General features: G+C 39.4%; 24 protein-coding genes. 15 read left to right on the top strand and 9 right to left on the bottom strand.

The genetic code is table 11. The annotated features are described in order from the left end of the window. Positions 1-27: 27 nt before the first annotated feature. Positions 28-285, bottom strand: a complete 258-nt coding sequence (locus tag CIK94_RS14040; protein WP_103916203.1) for a hypothetical protein — start codon at positions 283-285, stop codon at positions 28-30. Between the two features lie 137 nt (positions 286-422). On the opposite strand from CIK94_RS14040, the gene CIK94_RS06705 reads away from it, so the two are divergent. From CIK94_RS06705 to CIK94_RS06775, 15 genes are all read left to right on the top strand, one after another. Then, a complete protein-coding gene (locus CIK94_RS06705) occupies positions 423-839 on the top strand; it encodes a hypothetical protein (protein WP_094422108.1) in 417 nt (138 codons plus the stop codon). Between the two features lie 329 nt (positions 840-1,168). Then, positions 1,169-1,882, top strand: coding sequence for a hypothetical protein (locus CIK94_RS06710; protein ID WP_144008330.1), 714 nt, complete (start codon positions 1,169-1,171; stop codon positions 1,880-1,882). Between the two features lie 44 nt (positions 1,883-1,926). Continuing rightward, positions 1,927-2,913 carry a DUF4407 domain-containing protein gene (locus CIK94_RS06715; RefSeq protein ID WP_094422112.1) on the top strand — a complete coding sequence of 329 codons (987 nt, stop codon included), beginning with the start codon at positions 1,927-1,929 and terminating at the stop codon, positions 2,911-2,913. 328 nt (positions 2,914-3,241) lie between these two features. Continuing rightward, the gene (locus tag CIK94_RS06720) at positions 3,242-3,871 is read left to right on the top strand and encodes a hypothetical protein (protein WP_094422114.1); all 630 of its coding nucleotides are present in this window, start codon (positions 3,242-3,244) and stop codon (positions 3,869-3,871) included. Between the two features lie 146 nt (positions 3,872-4,017). After that, positions 4,018-4,593: a hypothetical protein gene (locus CIK94_RS06725; protein ID WP_094422116.1), complete on the top strand. Its 576-nt coding sequence runs from the start codon at positions 4,018-4,020 to the stop codon at positions 4,591-4,593. A gap of 153 nt (positions 4,594-4,746) precedes the next feature. Beyond that, positions 4,747-6,612 (top strand): DarT ssDNA thymidine ADP-ribosyltransferase family protein, encoded by a 1,866-nt coding sequence (locus tag CIK94_RS06730; protein ID WP_158216532.1) that lies wholly within the window; start codon positions 4,747-4,749, stop codon positions 6,610-6,612. An 89-nt stretch (positions 6,613-6,701) separates the two neighbouring features. Then, positions 6,702-7,487, top strand: a complete 786-nt coding sequence (locus tag CIK94_RS06735; RefSeq protein ID WP_094422120.1) for an NUDIX domain-containing protein — start codon at positions 6,702-6,704, stop codon at positions 7,485-7,487. Between the two features lie 117 nt (positions 7,488-7,604). Beyond that, positions 7,605-7,835 (top strand): hypothetical protein, encoded by a 231-nt coding sequence (locus tag CIK94_RS06740; protein ID WP_094422122.1) that lies wholly within the window; start codon positions 7,605-7,607, stop codon positions 7,833-7,835. Positions 7,836-7,870: 35 nt separating this feature from the next. Then, complete coding sequence (locus tag CIK94_RS06745) at positions 7,871-8,044, top strand: hypothetical protein (RefSeq protein WP_254046158.1); 174 nt, start codon at positions 7,871-7,873, stop codon at positions 8,042-8,044. A 20-nt stretch (positions 8,045-8,064) separates the two neighbouring features. Continuing rightward, complete coding sequence (locus CIK94_RS06750; protein WP_094422124.1) at positions 8,065-8,859, top strand: ADP-ribosylglycohydrolase family protein; 795 nt, start codon at positions 8,065-8,067, stop codon at positions 8,857-8,859. 807 nt (positions 8,860-9,666) lie between these two features. Beyond that, positions 9,667-10,113, top strand: coding sequence for a hypothetical protein (locus tag CIK94_RS06755; RefSeq protein WP_094422317.1), 447 nt, complete (start codon positions 9,667-9,669; stop codon positions 10,111-10,113). A gap of 47 nt (positions 10,114-10,160) precedes the next feature. Continuing rightward, on the top strand, positions 10,161-12,194 hold the full coding sequence (locus CIK94_RS06760) for a tetratricopeptide repeat protein (RefSeq protein WP_094422127.1): 2,034 nt from the start codon (positions 10,161-10,163) through the stop codon (positions 12,192-12,194). Between the two features lie 49 nt (positions 12,195-12,243). Continuing rightward, positions 12,244-12,861: a hypothetical protein gene (locus CIK94_RS06765; RefSeq protein ID WP_094422129.1), complete on the top strand. Its 618-nt coding sequence runs from the start codon at positions 12,244-12,246 to the stop codon at positions 12,859-12,861. After that, positions 12,858-13,547, top strand: a complete 690-nt coding sequence (locus tag CIK94_RS06770) for a hypothetical protein (RefSeq protein ID WP_094422131.1) — start codon at positions 12,858-12,860, stop codon at positions 13,545-13,547. Before CIK94_RS06765 ends, CIK94_RS06770 begins: the two co-directional genes overlap by 4 nt. Next, complete coding sequence (locus CIK94_RS06775) at positions 13,540-13,974, top strand: hypothetical protein (protein WP_144008331.1); 435 nt, start codon at positions 13,540-13,542, stop codon at positions 13,972-13,974. Before CIK94_RS06770 ends, CIK94_RS06775 begins: the two co-directional genes overlap by 8 nt. 285 nt (positions 13,975-14,259) lie before the next feature. On the opposite strand, the gene CIK94_RS06780 is transcribed toward CIK94_RS06775, so the two are convergent. The 8 genes from CIK94_RS06780 to CIK94_RS06815 are packed head-to-tail and all read right to left on the bottom strand — an operon-like array spanning position 14,260 to position 23,262. Next, positions 14,260-14,562 carry a DUF6804 family protein gene (locus CIK94_RS06780; RefSeq protein WP_173845679.1) on the bottom strand — a complete coding sequence of 101 codons (303 nt, stop codon included), beginning with the start codon at positions 14,560-14,562 and terminating at the stop codon, positions 14,260-14,262. A 22-nt stretch (positions 14,563-14,584) separates the two neighbouring features. Then, positions 14,585-15,421 carry a hypothetical protein gene (locus CIK94_RS06785; RefSeq protein WP_094422135.1) on the bottom strand — a complete coding sequence of 279 codons (837 nt, stop codon included), beginning with the start codon at positions 15,419-15,421 and terminating at the stop codon, positions 14,585-14,587. A 7-nt stretch (positions 15,422-15,428) separates the two neighbouring features. After that, positions 15,429-15,776: a hypothetical protein gene (locus CIK94_RS06790; protein ID WP_094422137.1), complete on the bottom strand. Its 348-nt coding sequence runs from the start codon at positions 15,774-15,776 to the stop codon at positions 15,429-15,431. 21 nt (positions 15,777-15,797) lie between these two features. After that, on the bottom strand, positions 15,798-16,292 hold the full coding sequence (locus tag CIK94_RS06795) for a CpXC domain-containing protein (RefSeq protein ID WP_094422139.1): 495 nt from the start codon (positions 16,290-16,292) through the stop codon (positions 15,798-15,800). Positions 16,293-16,324: 32 nt separating this feature from the next. Next, entirely contained in the window at positions 16,325-18,091 is a 1,767-nt protein-coding gene (locus tag CIK94_RS06800; RefSeq protein ID WP_094422141.1) for an AAA family ATPase, read from the bottom strand. A gap of 11 nt (positions 18,092-18,102) precedes the next feature. Beyond that, positions 18,103-18,546 carry a nucleotide exchange factor GrpE gene (gene grpE, locus CIK94_RS06805; RefSeq protein ID WP_094422143.1) on the bottom strand — a complete coding sequence of 148 codons (444 nt, stop codon included), beginning with the start codon at positions 18,544-18,546 and terminating at the stop codon, positions 18,103-18,105. 6 nt (positions 18,547-18,552) lie between these two features. After that, the gene (locus CIK94_RS06810; RefSeq protein ID WP_094422145.1) at positions 18,553-18,828 is read right to left on the bottom strand and encodes a hypothetical protein; all 276 of its coding nucleotides are present in this window, start codon (positions 18,826-18,828) and stop codon (positions 18,553-18,555) included. Positions 18,829-18,846: 18 nt separating this feature from the next. Then, positions 18,847-23,262, bottom strand: a complete 4,416-nt coding sequence (locus tag CIK94_RS06815; protein WP_094422147.1) for a hypothetical protein — start codon at positions 23,260-23,262, stop codon at positions 18,847-18,849. Position 23,263: the final 1 nt, after the last annotated feature.

Here is a 23,263-nt window from a genome sequence, read left to right on the forward strand (position 1 = left end):
ATCAAATTTCATTGAGAAGAAGCCGAATCATTCGGCAAACTCCGCTCTCCAGCAGTTAGTCTTGATGATACTACCCAACTCCCTGATAATAACGGGGGACAAAGGGCGAATAGCGGTATTTCTGGCAACACACAACAGTCTGTGCTGCCAAGAATGCGGCGAACCACCAAGACGTAAACTGATGAATGCCGTAAAACGACCTTTCTCACCGCGCGTCAACTGCTCATAATATGCAGCAATATCTTTTTGCGTCATTTGCTCATTATATTGTGTTAAATCTTCCAATTTACTTTGTTAATTCAAGAGTTATGCGTAATTTTGCACGCAAATTTAGCTCAAAACATTGAAATAAAAAAATAATTCGCTCAATATATTGAGGGTATTAGAACATATTAACATATTAAATGTAAGATTTGTCATTTATGCTTAACATTGATCTGGTAGATAATCTCTACGCGAGCCTCTCAAAAGAGCAACAGCAGACGCTTTGCACCCAACTGTTCAAAAACAGCAAGCAGACCATGAATTACTTCAGGCGCACGAAAGACATCAGTATGTCCAAACTGGAAATACTTGCTGACTTTTTCCATATGCCCCTGGACTATTTCCGCATGGGAAACTCATTTGCCACAAATAATGTAAGTGGCAATAACAACTATGTTGGCAATGTCTCTCTCAGCAACAACCTCCTTATCGAGAATGACTCTCTTCGCAAAGAGGTCGAAAGCCTGAAAGAGACCCTAAAGGCTAAAGACGAAGCCCTGAAAGCCAAGGATGACTTGATACAAGCAAAGACAGATTATATCGAGGCTCTGAAGGCTCAGTCGCCCTCAAAATAATGAGCAAACATCCAACGAATTTTACCTCGGCTTTTGCAGCTACAAAAGATTGAAATAATGCGTATATAAAGCTTTCGGATTACTTCCCTACCTACAAAAAGGTGCTTATCGTAAGCACCTTTTTATTTTTTGTTCGCGCACATGCGCGTACTTTATTAATATCCCTTTTTACATCCGTTGTGGGCACCATCTTATTCCTATAGAATAGGATCCTTCACTTTCAAATGTTCCACCCTCTTATTTCATTCCCAATAAGTCATTTTTTTGCGTCCTTTCTGTTAAGAGACGTTAAATCTTTTGTTCATTGTGTATTTTTTACGCAAATAATTTTGCCGGTTAAAAACAAAACCTTACCTTTGCGTCGTAATTACACATTGAGCGTGATGAAAGTATTAACAAATAAACAATATTCAATTATGGGACTTTTTAGTTTTTTGAACAGAAAGAATGAGAGTGAAAACGCAGCCATCTCGATGCTGCCAGTTTTAAACCCAGCTGACCAATCGGAAGAAGAGATCAACAGTGTGATGACGACTCCTGAGCCTGAATCACCTGAAAACAAGCCGCTGACTGTTTCCTATGCTACCGGTTGGCCAATTGATATCATTTATGGATATCTCCACAAGAACTATGAAGAGAAAGGATTCAATGATTCCATGGTCAAGAGCGACTTAGCCTTCAGAGACATGAACATGAACATCATCAAGAACAAGATCCTGATGGTATTCCGCGAAATCAATCTGAATTACGATGTGATGAAGAGGGACATTGAAACACGTATGGACACCTGCAATGCTGCCGGCTTGATCTCAACTGTTACAGAACTGGAGAATCAAATGGCTATCATTACCACCCACAAGCAGGAATTGGAACAGCTCGAAAGAGAGTTCAAGGCTGATGACCAGGCTTCAGTACCCCTTCAGTCATACAACTGTGGTTTCCTGAGAGGTGTCGCTACCATCGCCATGACTTCGCCTCAAAGAAAAGCAATGCCACAAACTAATAATGCTCAGCCTCTTTCACAGCAAAGAGCAACGGCATAATAGTGTGAAGTATCAACAAAGTCAAACCAATAAAAAAAGATATTATGAACTGGTGGATTAAATTCGGTTGCAAGTTGACAGGGTGGAGTTCAAGCGTACTGTCACAATGTTCAGAAGCCAGCAAATGCAAGTTAAGCAAATACACTTCTGCATTACTGATTCTCATCCTCATCTGGGGAGTTACAGGATTCTGTTTTGCTCAAAGGTACATCGGGCTACCCACTTGGGCCTGTGGATTTGTGTCTCTGTTCTTCATCACGATTGTCATCATGATTGAGCGTCAAATCATATTAACAAGTGAAAAGACATTTTCAATGCTGGCTTTCAGGGCAATCATTGCTTTCATCATGGCCATCGTCGGATCGACCATATTCGACCAGACGATGTTTGGCAAGGACATCGACAAGCAGATGGCAAATACCATCGAAGTACAAGTAGCTGACCTGACCAATCAAAGAGTACGCATCATTGATGAAAAGCTGGCTGCCTTGCACCTTGAAATCGATTCAATAGACCGCATAAACGCCGCCTTACAAGCGGACATCAATGCCAATCCATTCGTAATCCAGAAGTCAGTCACCAACAGTACATCTAAGCTGGTAATGCCTGACGGACAAATAAAGACTGTAAACAATCCTTCAGTAACGACCAATCAGGTAGCGAACCCCAAACAGGCACTTCTGGAGTCCAACAGCAAAACAGTTGACAAGTTGCGTGAACAAGAGCAAAAGTGGACGGAGAAGAAGCAGAACGTAGAAGAGGACGTTAGACGTGAATGTAAGGAAAGCGTTGGTTTCCTGGAAGAATTGGAGGCAATGTGCGAAATCATCACGACAAGAAAGCTGGCCGGTGCGTTTTACGTAGTATTCTTCGTTCTCCTTATGAGCCTTGAACTATTCGTCGTGGTAAGCAAAATGGTTGACAGTGAATGTGACTATGAGGCTGCAATAAAAGGTGCTCAGAAAGTAAGAATCGTACAGTTCGCCAATGCATTTAACAGAGTGACATTGCAAAAAGCCCGTGTCGTATGAAAACCATTTTGCTCGCAGCATTGCTATACTTGACACCTCATGTTTCGAGTAGCAACAGTGAGAACGTGTATATCAGCAAAGGCAATAGTGCCTATGCGTATCACATGAAGAAATCTTGCAGGGCACTTAAAAGATGTGTTGAGGAAGGACATGTAATAACTGTCACACTATCGAAAGCGAAAGAAATGGGACGTCGCCCCTGCAAGATATGCTATAAGTAGGATGGCCTGAAGTTATACTTCATCCATTAATATTGTTTATTTGTCGTGTGCGGCCTTGTCCGCAAGGCTGCACACTTTCCAAGAAACCACACCAAATTATTATAAATATGAACAGCGTCAACAACATCTTAGACATGTTCCCTGAGAGGGAAATGAAAGATAAGCTCAATGACATTATCATTGCCATAAACGAGCTTTCCCAAAAGACTCCAGTTGTCGGATTCCATCACTCTTTTTATGTTCCTGGTTGGATAGGCTTTTTCCAGCTCATGGCCGTAGAAAGTAAGATGAACAAATTCGCATCACAACCATTCTGCCGCAACATGAACTATTTTGAGTTTGGTGATTGGATCATCAACAAGTCAAAAGAAATCGCTGATCTTCAGAAAAGGACTGCTTCTGATGACCAGCAAATGACCCAATCACAGAACGAGGCAATAATTCGTGTGTTCAAGGTTATAACCGCCTTATGGATGAACTACTTGCCAGAGGTGTCCACGTATCATAGCATAAAGTACACAGAAAACACTCTTATTTCTCCTGCCGGAATGGTATATAAGGGATTGGAAGAAAACTTGAAAGAATTGGGGTATGGGCAAAGCGATGACAGCAGTAATGATTCTAAGTCAAGCGTGAAAGACGAAGCAAAGGGATGCCTATACAGTATTGCTGGGTATATTTTGAACATTCTCCTGCTTGCCGCCATATTCGGCTTGTTAGGGGCAATATTTGGCTGATTTTTACGTTATATAAATAGGAGAAATTTAATGTTGTAAACAGCCGGATAAAGGGTGCTCTGATTTCATTTTCAACAACAATGGAAGAAGATTAGGAAATCCTTTGGAAGCAAACAAAAGAACAATTAACTTTACAAGCAAAAAAAATGATAGAATTAAGACCAGCTCTCAATGAGGCACTGAGAAACTTAGGTAACTGGAGAAACAAATACCCCTCCCAGGTTTACCCACATAAGATAGTGCTCAACATGATGTATCGCGCATACAGCACACGTTTTGTCTATCAGGCATTTGCCAATGACGAAATGCCAGAATTTGATGACTTCCAAGAAGCTGCAAAATATGTGATTCGATTCTATGGGGAAACAGCTCTTAGAGAAGTTATGCCCTATCTGGAAGGATGGATGGCAAACAACCCATACGAACAAGTTGGGTCTCTCAGCACTGCTCGATATGAGAAATTGGCAACCCAAGCAGAAACCGACAAGAAATATAAGGAGGAACTTGAATTCTCCTATATCTTTGAGTTGTTAAACGACATGAGCGTACTCTATTTCATCGCTTTCAGATTGACAGGAGAATCTGAGGTCGATGCCATCGCTAAAATGAGCGACGTTATCATTGAACCTCTCGAACATATGGACTACACCATTACAAAACAGGTGTTCCAGCAGCTCCTTGTGGGAAGATACATGAGCATGAATTACCACCCATTACCTTGACAGACTTGCATGGAGAACTTTCTGTGGTCATATTGTCTGAATGAAGAGCAATATACAAAACTGTATCGTATCATTTGTAAAGTTCCTGGTTTGTTACAATACCTAACAGACCACAATGATCGTGAGTTGACAAATCACATTCTTAACTACAAAATGTTAGTTGAAACCGATGGAAAGTCAACTCTTGGCATAAGGATGAATCTGGAGCTTATAAAGAACAGATATGACATATTTAGAAAGGAATATGAAAACAGTAACAGGAATGAGAATGAGTTTTCTTACGATTTCGACCTTAATCATGTCCTCACATGGAATCCCAAGCCCCAATGGACAAACGGTATGACTGTTGAAGAGATTGATTATCTCGACCATTTTATACCAAAAGTTATCGGGCTGCCCAAATACCTACATAAAAACACAAACAGGGAAAACCTATATGATTTAATTGTCACCTATCAGATGCAATTGAACGCAACAGGTTTGAATGATGCGGAAACAGACTTTCTTCTTGAAACCATCAAGGAAAGATTCTACCGCATAATGGATGATCACAAAGACGCTATCCATTATGTAAACCATAGTCACCAGATAAATGACAGAAGACTGTTGGACGAATTCACGACTGAGGCTGCCAATTCTTTCTATCCCTACGATGTACAAGATGAAAGATGCAACGAATTTGCCAACAAATATATCAAAGTATTCCACCCTTATATTGCAAGTGAAATATTCCAAAAGTATTTCAGAGCTAACAAATTGAATGTCGCATTATCATTTGCTCAGCAAGAATTAAGTCATATATTCTCATCGCCTAATATATATTGGCACAACAAGGAAGCCATATTCGGCTATGTCAACATTCTCCACAATATATTAGATGCATTAGGACAAAAGGGACAAAACCAGCTGCATGAAAAAAGCCAGAAACTTCAGAATGTTTTTCTGGAAACGCTCTATCTGCTCCTATCCAGAATGATTTATTGGACGGATAAAGAAACACATAAAGATGAAAAATATGACGACACGAGTTTACCCATCAATGTCCAACATAAGCTTCGGGCATATAAGTTAAGAGGGTACCTCATGGAACACTATGGAGAACTGCTTGTTTCAAATATCGAAAATACGGATGCAAATAAGATGAGCTATGCAGATTACACTTCTGCTCACTTTATGGCATACATTCACAAAATAGTTGGCAGGAACTCTATTTTTAAAAGAGAAGCGGATAGAGTGTTTCACCTAAAAGGAATATTCCAACATTGCACACCAGAGAAGGCATCTGAAGACGGTTTCCGTATGAACGATGAGCTTGCGATGGCTATACATAAAAAATACAAGGAAGGGAAATATAGTCTTCCGCAAAAAGAAGTTTCAGAATTTGTTCTATTCCTAAGAACATATTTCAAGAACGAACAGAAAATAGCATTGGAGAGCAATGAACCTATCTCCTATTTGCAGAAAGACAACTTCTCACCTGCATACAAATCAGACAAAGACGAAATAAGGAAATATCTGCAAGCGAATGGTATTCAGTATCTATATCACTTCACAGAAAAGCAGAAGATTCAATCAATCATCAAATATGGTGGCTTATTCTCATATAAGCGAGCGTTTGATGAGAGTATTGCCATGCCCGTTAGGGAGGATATGGCTCTCACACGAGACATTGATGCAAAATTAGGATTGGAAGATTATGTTAGAACCAGCTTTTGTTCCCGATTGCCTAAAATAAAAGAAAGACAAGCCGAAGGCGCTGAACTGGTATTGCTAAAGATTGATCTTGACGTAGCACTTTTTGAAGCTACCCTATATACCGACATGGAAGCTACGCAACCAGGTATGAAATATGGGGCAGATTTCGATGACCTTAAAAAGGTTAATCTCAGTGCTACTCAAAAGGAAGTATCAAAACCTGAAGACAACGACTATTGGCAAAGACAAGCAGAAGTCTTAATCAAAGGTTTTATACCCGTAAAATACATTGTAAATGTTAATTCTCCTGAAATTTTAGACTAATGCGTAATTTTTACGCAATAATGTTTGGTAGGAATAAAATCGTTTTGTAAATTTGCAGCGTAAATAATACACAAAGAAGCATTAAGAGTATGGAATATAATGAAAAAACAGGCAAATGGGAGTCCAAGTACTGGCATCCGGCATTGACAACCGACGCTGTAGTTTTCGGTTTCGACAAAGAAGATGGTTCTTTGCAAGTTCTCTTAATCAAACGAGGCAAAGCAAAACCAGGTGAAGTTCCAGCCTTCGAGGGCTATTGGGCATTACCTGGCGGCTTCATTCAGAAAGACGAGCCAACCGATGAGTGTGTTCATCGGGAACTATTTGAGGAATCATCAATGAAGCTCTTTAATAATGACAAAGGCATAAAGCCTGAGTTCATTGAACAACTTAAAACGTATTCGGCACGAGGAAGAGACCCACGCGAGTTTGTGGTAACTGTAGCATATTATGCACTGGTTAAAAGAGATAAGTATGTAATCAAAGGCGGTGATGATGCTGCTGAAGCCAAGTGGTTTTCCGTTAATGAATTATCTGAACTGAAACTTGCATTTGATCATGCCCAGATAATACAAGATGCAGTAGAAAGACTACGCGAAAGAATACACTTTGAACCCATCGGATTCAATCTACTTGACAAGGAATTCACGATGCCGCAGCTGCAGAACATATATATTGCTATTCTTAATCCACCAGAAGAAGACAATACAATTCGAGACAGAAGGAATTTCCCCAAGAAGATGCTGAAGCTCGGATATATCAAAGAAACGGGAAAGAAAGTCACAGGTAACCCATATCGCTCTCCAAAGTTATACACCTTTGACGAAGAAGCATATAAGGATGCCAAGAAAATTGGGATGAGACTGGAATTCTAATCGTCTTGAACAACATTAGCCTCCCAAACTGGGAGGTTTTAATGGTCTCAATTTTCCAAAGCGTCAATAATACACAATGAGAAATAAATAATATAGTATCAACTAAATAAAGAAGATATGAATGAGAATAACGAAAAGGCCATCCCCGAATGGCACAATATTGCAGACGTTTCCGTACAGCGGATATGTGACAACTCCATTGTATCGCAAACACTTTACGTCAAAATCATCGAAGGAGAAAGGTTCTATAAGATCAATGGTGAACACGTAAGGATGCTGGCAGGAACAGAATATGTAAACGGTTTCGGATATAATGCTGTAACCGCTTCTTACAGGCTATTACTTTAAAACATGTTAGGATAACCTTTAAAAACAAATTCATTATGGACGAGTATGAAGATTATGAAGTGCTCCAGGATGATTCCTACGAAGAGGAATATGGAACACATTATGGAAAGTACGCAGGAACCTATGCACAGGATGTTGCTGGGTATAGCGACGATGTAATTGACGATGCTTTCGATGGCGACCCAGATGCCTATTGGAACATTGATTAACAACTTAAATACGGACAAATATGATTGGCAGCATTATTGGAGATATAGTTGGAAGTGTATATGAGTTCACTCCCAACAACATCAAAACAAAACAATTTGAGTTCTTCAACCCAAATGGAAGTTATACTGACGACAGCATTCTGACTTTTGCAACAGCGGACTGGCTTCTTCATGGTGGCGAGGTTGCACATTATTATAGTAAGTATGGAGAGAAATACCCATGGCCGATGGGTGGATATGGAGGGGGATTCAAACTTTGGCTCGTCCGCTCCATCAGGCAACAGGATTATCGACCGTACAATAGTTGCGGAAACGGGTCAGCCATGCGAGTAGGGCCTGTCGGATGGGCGTTCGACACCATTGAAGAAATTCTTGCCAAAGCAAAGGAGAGCGCGGAATGTACGCATAACCATCCAGAAGGAATTAAAGGCGCACAGGCCACTGCATTAGCCATAATGATGGCAAGGCATGGATGCGACAAAAACGAGATACGTTCAGAGATAGAAAAACGCTTTGAATACGACCTTCAGTTTACATGTGAACAAATTAGGCCGACCTACACATGGGGAGGAACATGTCAAGACAGCGTTCCACAAGCCATTGTTGCATTTCTCGATGGAGAAGACTATGAGGATTCAATAAGAAATGCAATTTCCATAGGAGGTGATAGCGATACTATCGGCTGCATAACAGGAAGCATTGCTGAAGCATACTTTGGGGTTCCTGCTGATTTGAGAAATTCTGCCATGAACTATCTCCCAGAGGAGTTTCAAAGCATTATATCAGAGTTCGAGAACAAGTTTGGAAACAAATAAAAACAGAAAGACATGAAGAAGATAAATAAATTCTGGAAGCTGTTCAACAAGGATAGCAACCACAAAACGGTCACAGAGGAGAATAGTGAAACGCCACAGGCCACTACTGAATCCCCTCAGCCAACCAAAGAGGAAGAATCAGAACATAGTGAAAATACGCAAAATACAAAAGATGCCAAAATGAACAACGGTAAAGCAAAAATCTATAATTTGATTATAGTTGACGAGAGTGGTTCTATGAGTCACCTCCGAGAAGCCACACTTTCAGGTATCAATGAAACAATAAGTACAATTCGTAGTGCCCAGGAAGAGTTTGAGACAACACAGGAGCACACATTGACTCTTGTCACTTTTGACTCAGGCTCAAATAGACCTGATGTACGCACAATGATTGACAACCAGCCAATCTCTGAAGTGAAAGACTTCAAGGACTACATGCCCAATGGATGTACTCCGTTATACGATGCTATGGGACAGTCATTGACACACCTTCACGACCGAATAAAAGATGACAAAGACGCAACAGCTGTTGTTACGGTTTTAACGGACGGTTTGGAAAACGCATCCAGAGAATGGGATGCAGCCGGATTACGTCGGCTGATAGAACAACTGAAGTCAGAAGGCTGGTCTTTTGCATATATGGGTTCAGCACATAACGTGAAAGAAGTGACAGATTTGCTTTCCATTGAAAATGTCGTCGAATTCAGCCACAACAATCTTGGAGCTGGCAGTACTTGGGGACGTGAACGGTCATCCAGACGTGCTTACTATGAAAAAATGAACAGGATGTACGAGGAAGAAAGGGAAATGTCAAGAGAGGAAATACTTGAAAGAAAGCGTCAATATGCAAAGGAGTATTATGGGCCAAGAGTATCAAGTGATCGTATTGACCATCTTGAAGAAAATGAGATATTCGTATTTGGCAGCAACGCAAGCGGCTACCACGGAGGAGGAGCTGCTGCCTATGCAATGCGCAAATTCGGAGCCATTTGGGGACAAGGTGAAGGATTACAAGGGAAAAGTTACGCTATCCCGACAATGGAGGGCATTGCAGAAATGAGTGAGGCCATCAGAAGATTCACATCATTTGCAGCTGAACATCCTGAATTACGTTTTCTGGTTACGAGAGTTGGTTGTGGAGTCGCTGGTTATTCTGTCAGTCAGATAGCCCCTCTATTCAAGGAATGTGTTCCATTGGAAAATGTAGCTTTGCCTTCTGACTTCTGGGACGTTCTCGGACTAAAAATGTATTAGGCAACGACTACATAATCTTAGTATTCACAAATAAAAAGGAATCTCACATGAAGAAACTATTGGCCTTGCTACTGTTATCGGTGGCTCTAAGCGCAAATGCGCAAGATAAGAAGAACAACCGCCCGACATCATACAACTACATGAGAGGTGTTGAATCGGTTCAGAATGAGAAGACGGAGGAAGCTCTTGAATTCTTCAACAAAGATATACAGGAGAATCCTAAGAACGGGTATTCTTATTCATGGATTGCCATGTTAAGAGCGCACGGAGAAGAATATGGACGAGCTTTGACTGCTGCTGATATGGCAATCAAGTTACTTCCCAAGAAGGATGCTGAATATGTCATCTTTGCTTACTCTACACGAGCAGATGTATATCTGAATCTCGAAGATACAGTTAAGGCCATAGCTGACCTTACCACAGCTATCAAGATAAAGCCAGACGAGAACAGCTTATACGAAAAACGTGCTCAGATTTATTATGAACAGGAACGATATGATCTTGCCGATGCAGACTATCAAAAGATGATAGAATTAAAGCCAGGTGAGACAATGGGCTACATGGGTATAGGACGTAATGCAAATGCTCAGAAAAGATGGGGCGATGCCATTAAACAATTTGACTATGTAACCAAACTGGCAAGCGACTACTCATCTGGCTATTCCTTCAGGGCTGAATCATATATTGGCAAAGAAAAATGGGCAGAAGCTACGGATGATATTGTGAAGGCACTAAGCCTTGATTGGGACAGGAAAGCGCTCTATCTGGCAAACACGCTTAAAGAACCGGCATTTACAATGTTGGTTTCCAAAATCAAAGTTCAATCGGCAAAGTCGCCGAATGAAGCCACATGGCCGTATATCATAGGAACGATGTACGAACAGAGCAAACAATATACGAAAGCCATAGAGTACTATGAAACAGCGAACAGTAAAGACGTTTCGCCAGTTATACACCAAAGGATTTCTGAATGCCATTATGAACTTGGTGACTATGAGGATGCTCTTAATAGTATCAATCAAGCTCTAAACCTGGACAGCACAGACCTCTCATATAAAGCACGAAAAGCCAACATATATTACGAGATGGGCGATGTGAAATCTGCAATTGCCGAATGGGACAACGTACTGGAAGCACAGCCTGAATATGGTTTCGGCTACTATCGACGGGGATGGTTTAAGGAACTGGCTGGAGATATGGAAGGAGCAATAGAAGACCTTTCAATGTCTATAGTCTTAGACCCTGAATATTCTTATGCATACGTAAGCAGAGGAGACGTCTATATGAAACAAGGCAAGAAAGAATTAGCTGAAGCTGATTTTACAAAAGTAATTGAAATAGAGAACTCTCCTGAAAAATACGACTGTATTCATTACGCATACCAAGGGATGGGTGATTATGACAAGGCAATAGCAGCTATCGATAGCATCATAGCAAGAGATTCAACAGATGCCGGAAGTTACTATGATGCTGCTTGTCTCTACTCACGAATGCAGGATAAGACAAACGCTTTACGTTGTCTGGAGAAATCGTTTGAACTTGGGTACAACCGGTTTGCTCATGTCGAACGGGATTTTGACATGGACTTCCTACGTGATACAGAAGAATTCAAGGCACTTGTCTCAAAGTATAAGTCTGCGAAAGTATCAACCTACAGGGAACAAAGCAATCATGTAACAAATAAAGAACTGATTATTACAGAGATCCCTTTTACCAAGGAAGACGGTATCTGCAAGGTGAAATGCCACATAAACGGTCTTCCACTGCACTTTGTCTTTGACACAGGGGCAAGCGATGTGACTCTTTCAATGGTGGAAGCCACTTTCATGATGAAAAACGGCTATCTATCAAAGAACGATGTCATCGGCAACCAAAGGTATATGGATGCGAATGGCGATGTCAATGTAGGAACAGTCATCAACATCAAGAATGTCAATTTTGGCGGTTTGGATCTGAATAATATCCGCGCTTCTGTTGTAAGAAACCAAAAGGCTCCCCTACTACTTGGCCAAAGCGTTTTGGCACGACTTGGGAAAATCGAGATTGATAATGCAAAAAATGTGATTAAGATAACACAATAAGACTATTGCAAAATTAGTTCAATTATAAACAATTAAAAAGAGTACAATTATGATGCCAGGTAATCCGCGAATTCTCATCTGCCCATTCTGTGGCACTGAGAAACAAATCATGTCACTCATCTCAGGCAATACCTTTGGAACTGAGTTGTGGTCAGATAACAAACAAATTGCTCCCATGCTGCCAGAAATCTCGTATGTCCAGAAATGTCCCCATTGTGGAAAATACTACATTACGGGAAGACAAGAGGTGAAGTATGCCAAGGATGGCTATTCATTTGAGAAAGGCCTCCTAACCTACCCTGAAATGAAAGAAGCATTCACACAATTATCAGAGGAGGGTTTCTTGAACGAGAAAGAGGAAATCAATGTGCGCATGATGCTTCATCACGCGTATAATGACTATTACTATAGGACAGATGAAAAGAAAGTCAGCAGCGAAGAAGACAAGACCCTTTTCCATGAAAACGGCCTGTGGTTGATAAACAATCTGATCACAGATAGTGTGATGAAAGCTGAGTTCTACCGGGAAATTGGCGAAATAGACACAGCTAAAAGCATCCTTGACTCCATTACAGTTGAAGATGAATTCCTCAAACGTATTGTCACCGGCATAAAAGAAAGATTAGAGGTCAATAATTGTCAAGTTTTCAAAGTGCAAACATCATGAGAGCTTTAGGAATAGTATTACTTGGGATAACAATAGCCGGAATGGTGTCTTGCAGTAAGCCAACACCAAGTCGTTCAATAAAAGACGACCCTTTCCCCATGGCTTATGAGAACGAACTGTTTTCCATTAACCTCCCCAAAGGTTGGGTGTGCGACTCATCAGGATGGAAAGGATTGGACTCCTTACAGAATGTGGTAGAGATATTCAACCCTAATGGCAGTGTTGTATGGTTCCACTTTGTTAAAACTTTCATGCCCTTCAAATGGAAGAACATTGACGAAGCAAAAGAAATGGCCAAGACTGCAAGGGCTATAAGTGGCGATGACATGGAACTTATACATGAAATAGATAGTGTAGAGGTCGGAGGTTATCCAACGAGTATCCTATACTTTGCAAATTACGTGGATAATGACACCATTATTCAGAAACAGTTTGTCACCTATCTCCAGGATTCTCACATAGTCATTTACTTCAATGAGAACTTCTATGTCCAGGATTGGGAAGAAGCACAAGAACTTGGCGACTTGATTATAGGTACTATCAAGCTCAAAAGAGTAGTAAACCCGTTGGAAAATGACAGCATATTCAAGAAATCAATGGAAAAAGGACTTGAAAGCCATCCTGTGCAAGAAAAATATATGAAGAATGCGACTGAAATAATAGAACAATTATCTAAAGATGAGTAAACTAAGAGCATATTGGGATTCACGCTCTCTGTTTGGAAAGATTGCAATGGCAATAGCACTGCCAATCTTTGCAATAGTAGCAGGAGCAGAACATCTTATAGCCAGAATGACTGGAGCGACATATAATGAAGTTAATATTATTGTATATTATCTTGTCATCCCATTGTCATGGACGTTAATGCTTGACTACATCACAAGAATGCCATTTCTAACACCTATGTTCATGTCAGCATGGATTATCTTTATCTGGAAAGACAAAATGAGCTTCAGAAATCGATGCGACTGGGCATTCAAAAAATCCGTAGATTTTCTACTATGGTTCAAGAAGATTGGCTGGAACTATGTCGTCAGTTCCGTCATTATCTGTGTTGTAATACCCATTCTTGTTTACATCGAACTAATATATGCCATCATCAACTTAAATTAGGAAGCAATATGAAGAGAATTATTTATGTGGTTATCTTGACAGCTTTGTGGTTATATCATAAAGATTCCATAACGAAAGAGCGATTTACCTTACTGAACATCTTGGCCATGAAGTACATGGCATTCAGGGCTACAATGCCGCTGACCCCACATCAAAAATGGCACTTATGACATATGTCCGCGAATATTTTGCAAGGGTTAAAGTTTTTGTTGACATACTCACAGGCAAAGAACCTGCAACTTACGAAAAAGGGGAATAGATACCAGGGCTATCTTTAAACAGCCTTTAGTTGCCAGCCTTATTATTCTCATATAGGTATAACCCAATCAGTCCAAGTGCAACAACAACATCTGTGACATTCCACATCGCCCTGCCAAGAGCGACTTTAACAAAAGGCTGAAACAACAGTGCCAATGCGCCAAAGGTTATCGCCAATGGTTTAATCTCCTTTATCCAATAGTTATACGCAAAAAGCGCAAATAATACCATTGAGATAAATCTCACCAATTGATAATAACCATAAGGCATCGGGGCAAGGCATAGTAAAAGTAATGCCGACAACAACAAATAAAGAAGTTTTATATTCATTATAAATCCTATCCTATAATAATTACACCTCGTATTCACTCATCCTCATTGATGTAATACGTCCCTCATTAACCTTAATGGTAACTAACAAAGATTGATTATAGGCACTTTGATGCAAAAGTAGTGCAAAATCATTTGTACCATCCATCCGTCCAATCTGGACACCAATTGGATTGGAACCATCTTTCAATCTTTCGAACTTGCCACGTAAATAGTTCATATATTCACGTCTGCTCGACATTTCATAGAAAACAGCATCAGATGTATAATGAAAATCTTTGTCAAGGTATGTTTCAATAATATCACCATCAAGGTTTTGCCAACATAAAGCGACTTTCTCTATGAGTTGTTTTTGAGATAGAACTTGCGGTAATGGATTGTTTTTGTCCCTTAGCAATGAGATTGTCTCAAACTTTGCTGCATACGCAGCGCCACAGATATTCTTTTGGCCATTGGTGTCAAAACACCACAAATCACCTACAACCAAAACTGGTAGAATCCCACGTTTTTCCACGGATTTTCCAAGAAATTTCATATCAATTAGAGATATGTCATCCCTGCTGGGCATAACGTAAAACCATGTGTCATGAGAGTCACCATCCATTCTATAAAACAGATCAGGTTGTTGTTTAAGCGAAGAGAACAACCCTTGAAAGATTCCTGTCTTTTCTACACTACGATATTTCCAAGAATCCTCAACTTTTTTTATTTTGGAGCCGCAATGAAGAAAACTCTCATATAGAGTTTCAACTAGGAAGCGATGTACGCCCTCCATTGTCATTATATCGCCTCTATTCTCACTCCCCGTGCAGCGGTGAGTATAGACATACGGTTCACCGTTTGAAATCAGTCTCATCATATCTTTACTAATCAAAATAGCTTGAATTAAATCCAATATTTTGCATGAAAGTAGCCAGGGCAAGGAGTCTTCTACTATCCCCACCTGCTGCATCTACCATATAAGTACGGAACTCATCCTTCTCGCGATTACTCAACTGTTTAGCTATCTCCGTTGCCTCCTCTTGACTCATTGCTATTATGTCTTGAAGGATTGGAAGAATTTCTTCTTGTGAGTCAACATAGAAAAAATCCACAAACAAAGCGAATACATCAGGCTCATTGGTTTTGATTCTTCCACCATATGAAATACTCAATATACTCAGTCCAACATGAGCAAGAGCCTTCTTTTGATTAAAACTTAAAGTGTCTAACAACTTTTTATTCTATTAATGATTTTACAATAAAACAAGAGCTCCAGATACTATAATCAATGCAAGCAAGATTCCAGCACATCCGCTTTTCTTTGATTGATTCATCGTTCCTTTTAATGCTTTGAAGTCCATCTTCTCTATCGGACTGCCAACTCTAATTCCATCGTCATACTCTTTAACGACACGTTTAAACTCTTCCCAATCAGATATTCTAGGAGCTTTTGCATAATAACTGTTTACACCAAACATTTTTGCATAAGAAGCAGAGTCAGAATCAATACCTGGATCATGGTTAGGTTCCCACCATACAGCAAAACCTTTCTGCACATCTACATACATCATTGCCAAAGGCAAATGGAATTGGTGGCCACATGATGGGCATTTCGCAATATTGATTCTGTCTTCCATTACCATACTGCGGTTCGCCTCATTCTCTCCCCATATAGTCCTAAAGAAATCACCCGAGTACTGATGAGAGCACTTAGGACATTCTATAGCGATTTTAACCAGTTTACTCATAATACATCTATTATTTTTATACGAGACTTATACTACTGAACAAATCCGATTCGGCGACGCTCTGGCTCAACACCAGAAGACTCCATCTTCTTTCTCATCTGTTCATAAGATTGCAAATCACTTGAACTGACTGATGGATTATTCTCTTTGATAACCTCTTCGAGAAGAGACTGAGTAATATCCACATCATCCTCAAAAGCTCTGGTCGCAGCATCGTTGACTATATATGCTATATCAGAAGCCACGAAGTTTTCTGTCATATCTGCAAGACGAGCATAGTCAATATCGTCTGATGCTGGTCGATCCTTCATGTGGATTTTAAAGATTCCCTGTCTGGCTTCTTTATCTGGAACAGGAATAAAGATAACTTTATCCATACGTCCTTTACGAAGAATTGCCGGATCTATCAAATCTGGACGATTTGAACTGGCAATCACAAATATACGGTCTTTGCCACAATTGTTCATTTGCGAAAGGAATTCATTCACCTCTCCTGATTCACTTGAATTATTGATTTTACTACGATTTGGAACCAAGGCTTCAAATTCGTCAAAATTCAGTATCGTGGGCGCATTTTTCCTTGCTTCATCAAATAAAGCACCTATCTTTTCCTGTGAACCATGTACGTATATGCTTGCAAGGTCAGATGACTTGACAAACACATAATTGTAGCCTGCTTCTTCAGCAAATTTCTCAGCAATAAAAGATTTTCCGCATCCAGGAGGGCCATAAAGCAGCATTCCATTTGGAATTTGTATCTTGAAGCGTTCCGCTTTCTGTGGGTCTTTCAAGATGTTTATAATCTTCTTCTGCATGATAGATTTTATCTCATTCATACCAGCAACATCAGCGAACCCATTACCATGCTTTGGTTGAATCTTGCTTTTCTCTTCTGTCTGATTTACACGAGTCATAGAAATAGGCGGGGCATCGATTTCAATCTTACGTTCTATTGCATCCAAGAACTCCTTGGCAGATGCAAAACGTTGGTTTGGATCTGGAGCTAATGCCTTGACCATAACTTTCAACAGATCATTATCCATCTCCATTATTTGTATATTTGGTAATGATAAAGGCCCATTTCGTTTTTCCACTATAGCCTGAACCTGTTCTTGCAAGGTTAATCCTGCAAGATTTGTTTCCCAAGGCATAATTCCGAAAATAAGCTTGTAAAGTACAACTCCTGCAGAGAACAAATCAGAACGAACACTACCATCACCAAAGAAGCGTTCTGAGGCTACATAATATAAGTTCTGACCATGCCAAGATTTTGTATCAGGCTTTAAATCGGCATATCTTGCTGCACCAAAATCTATGAGCTTAAGGTTATTTAGATTACCCACAGTATCAAGCATTATGTTCTCAACGGTTATTTCATTATGAATCACCGGACGTTCAAGAGTGTGGATAAAGTTGATGGCAGAGAGGAGTGCAGACATAACCTGTCGGATCTCCATCGGGCTAAGGGTTCCACCTCTATACAATCTGTCATTAAGATTCTCTCCCTTGACATACTCGGTGACAACATACAACAATTGATGACCGTCCCTTTCAAGCTTTCCAGAGTCAACAAATGAACATAAATTCATGTGATTTAGACTACTGGCTAACTCAACCTCGATAACTTGCCCATCCTTGTCATACTGATACACTTCAAGTTCCTCCATGAAAATCAATTTCAGGAACTTTACTTTTCCATTTTCATCCTTAACACGATATGTCTGAGCATAGCTGCCTTCCTTATGCGGGAAGACAACTACATACTTTCCGATGTTGTCGTTTTTCTTGAATAGGAACATAATAACGATTTCTAATTTTTTACAATAATAACTTCAGCAGGACGAATCAAATGTCCCTGTCTTGTATAGCCTTGCTTTTCTATAGATACTATATCACCAGTCTCTCTACCAGGATCCGGTTCAGTATCTGCTACTTCACATAGTTCCTCAATGGATTTATTATTCTCGAATTCAATTTTCTGCACATTAAATTTCTCCAAAACTCCCAATGCTTTTTTCTTTGCATTAAGAAGTCTATTGATAGCTTTCTTTGTAGTCTCATCCTTGTCCAATTCACGCTCTTTAATAGTTTGTTCTGCTCTTTCGAACGTGTCCAGGACAGTCAAAAACTCACAGAAAATCTCGTCAATTCTCTTATCTTGACTTTTTTCAAACTCTTCAAGTTGATTTCTTAATGTAAGATTCTCTCTTGATAGTTCAGAAACTTTATTAGCTATTTCACTTCTTACACTCATAGGATTCTATTTTAACGAGTTATACTTATTCAAATCCAACGCTTCTAAATTAACCTCTTCACTTTTAACAGAAGACGCTAACGGAATTACTTTCTCTTCATCCAAAATCGGGAAAGTAAAGTCTGCGGCCAATCGCTGGGCTGGCTTTCTGAGGGTCGCCTGTGCTTCGGTTATCTCTTTCATCGTATATTTTTTCGACTTCAGAGCTTTAATTTGCGATTTAACAATGTCTGAGTTACTAGCATCTTGCTTTAACCCTAATACTTTATATGGATTCTTCATACTTACACTTTTATTACGTTAGAATGGGAGATCAAGATCATCAAAAAGACCAAGACCAGCAAGCCCGCTAAGTCTACTAGAACTAGAGCTGCGTACATCGCCTAGTTTTTTATAATAATCCAGTCCGGCTTTAAGTGCCCAACCTTTTTCATTAAGAGATTTTCCTGGAACGCTTCGTCCCATTAGAAGCATACGGTTATCTATATCGAGTTGGTTCCAAATATTGGAATATGACTGAGCCAATTTATCCTTGTGTCTATTAAATGCAGCACTCTTATTATTGTTAAGTGAATCAAGAATTGACTTTACAGAAGAGACTCCCCATTTATCAGCAATTACATACTCCATGATGCACATATCGCACAAAGTAACCAAATTTTGACAAATACGGTCATTATTTGGATTCTTCTCATAAAGTTCATAAACCTCTTTTAAAGCTTTGTCTTTCGACATAGAGCCACTATTAACCTTGTCGACAATAACAGAAAGAGTAGCTTGAACACGAGCATCTTCAACTGCAGACTTAAAGGCATTGCCTGTATTTCTTACTGCATTATCAACAGCAGTTCTATCAGCACTACTGTTATTTTGTTCAGCCTGGACTGCCAATGCCGCTAACATACCTTCCAAGTTCTGTTTTACCTGAATGCTTGACGGAGCAATTGTGTAAACACGAACCATATACCCAACACCATCGCGTAATTGCATCCTGTCATCGTTCAAGCGTTGAACGATTTCGCCATTTGCATAATTGGAGAAAGCCAAGGACAATGGAGCTTCATTGAACGACTTACAGACAATCTCGTACACATCAATGAATTTCTTATAATCCATTTTGGACTTAATATCTTCATTCATGCGACTTGAAGCAAAAGACTTTAATGAGGCATACAACTTGGAGTAATTCTTAATCTGAGGCAAAGAAGAAAAAGCAGAACGGATAGTCGTAACACTCCCGGACATAGCAGACTTGCATTTTTCAACTTTCTGTTGAGCATCACTATAAGAAGAATAATCATTACCCGAAAATCCGTATCTCACACCAAGGTCTAAAGCGTTTTCTTCATTATCATAACCTTGCGCTATATCATAGTCCAAAGCCTCCTTTATGGATTTTCTGACAGTTGACAACTGATTTGCCAAATATGGTGATGCCGTAATACAGTCCTGATCCAAGTTAAGTTCCATCAAATCATCCAAAGCTTCCTTTTCATCAGTGAAGAACTGCTCATATTTAGGATAATTGTCACGAATGAAAGTTTCCATTCTAGAAGACAATGAAACTTGAACATCCTTAATGGCAATATTGTGATTATCTACCGGATCATCAAAATTAATGTTATCTGGCAGATTGTCATAATCATAATCACTTGTTTGACCTAAACTGCCTTGAAGGGTAAAGGTGAAATCATCATCCCAAGAAGTATAATCCAAACTCTTCACAAACAACCTGTCGGTATATACAGCAGAAAGCCAAATTGATATAGCATATTTCAGCATTTTCTCCTTAGCTTTTCCCGACTCGACGACACCTAAAGCTGCAATGGCAACATTACGGAACTGGTTGTCATTCTCAATATATGCAGGGTACATTGCTATGAGCTTGTCGAAAGCCTTGTCATACTGTTCCTCATTAAACATTCCCCTTAATATATATGACTCCAATTTGCTCTTGTAAGAGTTGAATTTTGAAGAGGTATCAGTCAACTTACTAGATATTTTAGTCTTATATTGGTCAATCTCTTGTAAGAAAGAGGTTGCCTCTGCGACCGTCATTGTCCCTTCAATAACAGACTTTATCTTCTTATTGAACTCTAAAAGATACTTCTCGGACTCCTTTATGTAAATATTTTCACATAAAGCCAAGAGAGACGTTTCATTAGGAAGATACTTCTTCAACAGTTTTTCTGCATCAGCTGGCCGAGTAGACTGTAACAAATAACAAGCATAGCGGTAAGCCAAATCATCCTTAAGCGATTCATGCGATTTCAAATCCAACGCATTGACTATACGCTGCTCCTTTGACGAGTCGATAGTACCCGATTTGACATTACAAATTAGAGAACGCAATTCGGCGCGACCTTTATATGAAGGAAGATTCTCTGATTTAATGGTTTCATAGAGTGCAATCGCCTTTTCGTATTCAATATCAGACTCCAGTTCGGTGGCACAAGACCATTCTAACTTAACAATATCTTTCGTTAAAATGTCAACTTTTTCTTTCGCATAATCCGAATTGCACTGGGCGTTTAATAAGGTTCTTACTTTAATAAAGCTGTCAATTGCCTTTTCCTTTGGCTGTGCCTTTGCTTTATTGTACAGCAAATCTATATAGCTGTCCCACAGTGCATAATATGAAGAATCCTTAATGTCTTTTGTCTTCTCTATACTTTCTGAAATTTGAGAAATAGTATCTTCCTCAAACTTTATTTTTTGCCCCAGGGAACTAACTTTAGAAAAGTCGCGGTTACGCAATTCTATGAAAAGTGGCAGCCAATACGTCTGATAACCTTTTATTCTATCTAAGATTTCATACGCTTCTTGTTCTTTGCCACCATCATAAGCATTTCTGGAAAGGAGGACAAGTTCCTTTAAAGCATCTTCTTTTGATGACTTGAAAGACGAATCGACCTTACCATCTTCACATAGACCTAAAACGAGATAATAGCACTCTTTTTTCTCCGAAGTTTCGGATGTATATTTACCTTTATTACAATAAACTTCTGCAAGTAGTGTTTCTGCTTCATTATCAACACCCACCAGTGATTTTGCTTCTTTCTCAGAAAGCTCAAAATCCTGTTCTTTTATCAACTGCCGAATTATCTGTTTTTTCCTCTCAAACAACTGTTTATCAGATAAAACAGATATTGAATGATTGATAATGGATAGTGCATCAGGCGATTTCTTATTCTTAGATTCATTAAGTGAAACAGTTACATAATAACTATTCACGTCGCACTTTTTTTGAATCAAATACTCAGAGGCCGTATATGCATAAGCATTGTCATTCAAAGAATCCAGTGACTTGCTGAATGCCGTCCTTAATTCTTTTGTATGCAAAAACTTCTTATGCTTATCCGAAACAAACTTGACTACTTCTTTCGCAATATCCGAAGATGGTGAAATCAAATTGGCAAAAAAGAGAGTACTTTCTTTGACATCCCAGTATTTTTCCAAGAAAGACATACTCTTATGTCTTTTTATCTTAGATATAGCAGAATCATAGAATAGTTTTTCAAACGACGATATACCAACAAATGGAGACAGTACATCTACAATGGTATCTTCATCTGTATTATCATGAATAAGCTGTTTCAGCTCACTTTCATTAATCTTTGACTGATTACCATTTGAAATAAGGTTTTCAGCTTGATTGATGTAGATAAAGTCAAATGTTTTCTCAGAAATAAACAAACGGCAAATATTGATTGCAGACTCAGGATCAGCCTTTTCTGCAATCTTTGCTATTCGCATTTTTAAAGAATCAATCTGAGCGTCAGTAAGCTTCAAGTCTTTAGCCATTTTAAGCAACTGCTTTATTTCTGTAGCATTTGCCCTGGCACTTAATTCTTCAAGTACATGAACACACCTTGTATTGTTAAACTGATTGTCTGATGAGAAATATTCAGATGCAAAAGAATCAAATAAAACAGAAGTCTTATAATCTGATTTCTTTGCAGAGGAAGCCGACAATGAAACCAGTTCATTAGCAGCATCATTGCACAACGACGAATCAGAACAGAACTCAGATATTTTCTTTGGAATCTTTACATCATCGTCCTTCTTTAAAACGACATTTACGACACCATCAATCGCAAGCTTTTTAAAGTCTTTATCCAAAGACAAGAAAGGTATCAATAGCTTTATGATGCGAGAATATCGATTCTTAGACTTCAACAAATCAACAAATGCCCTTATATCTGATGTACGGCTCTGCTCATACTGATTCAATTCGGCAATTGTTTCATTGATTAGCAGGTCATAAGAAGAAGTTTGCTGAGATTTAGAAAAAGCCAGATAAGCATGGTATCTATGACGTTTCTCATCATAAGCACGATTATTTTTCCGATATGTCTGAATTGCATCAATCAACAAAACCGCATCATGATAGCTTTGACCCCTAAATCTATCATTAGCGAATGATTCTATGTTATTCAAGTGAGTAGTCAGACACCTCTCATAGTCTTGCCTATTCTGCTCATTTGAGTAACCTTGTAAATCGACAATGTCTTTAAGGGCCTTCAACTTTCCTTCCACGCCTTGTGAATGTGAAACAAACATGTCGGCCAGATGGACTATTGCAAGATCCTGATTGCCTAAAAGAGACCGGTATATTTCTTCGGCCTGGTCTAAGCTATTTTCTGATACCAGACGGTCTGCCTTATCCAAGCGACTATCATAGTATTTGCCTTTTATCCAGCTTATTAATCCCATT

Origin of the sequence: Prevotella sp. P4-51 (assembly GCF_002251455.1) — a bacterium.
Taxonomy (GTDB): domain Bacteria; phylum Bacteroidota; class Bacteroidia; order Bacteroidales; family Bacteroidaceae; genus Prevotella.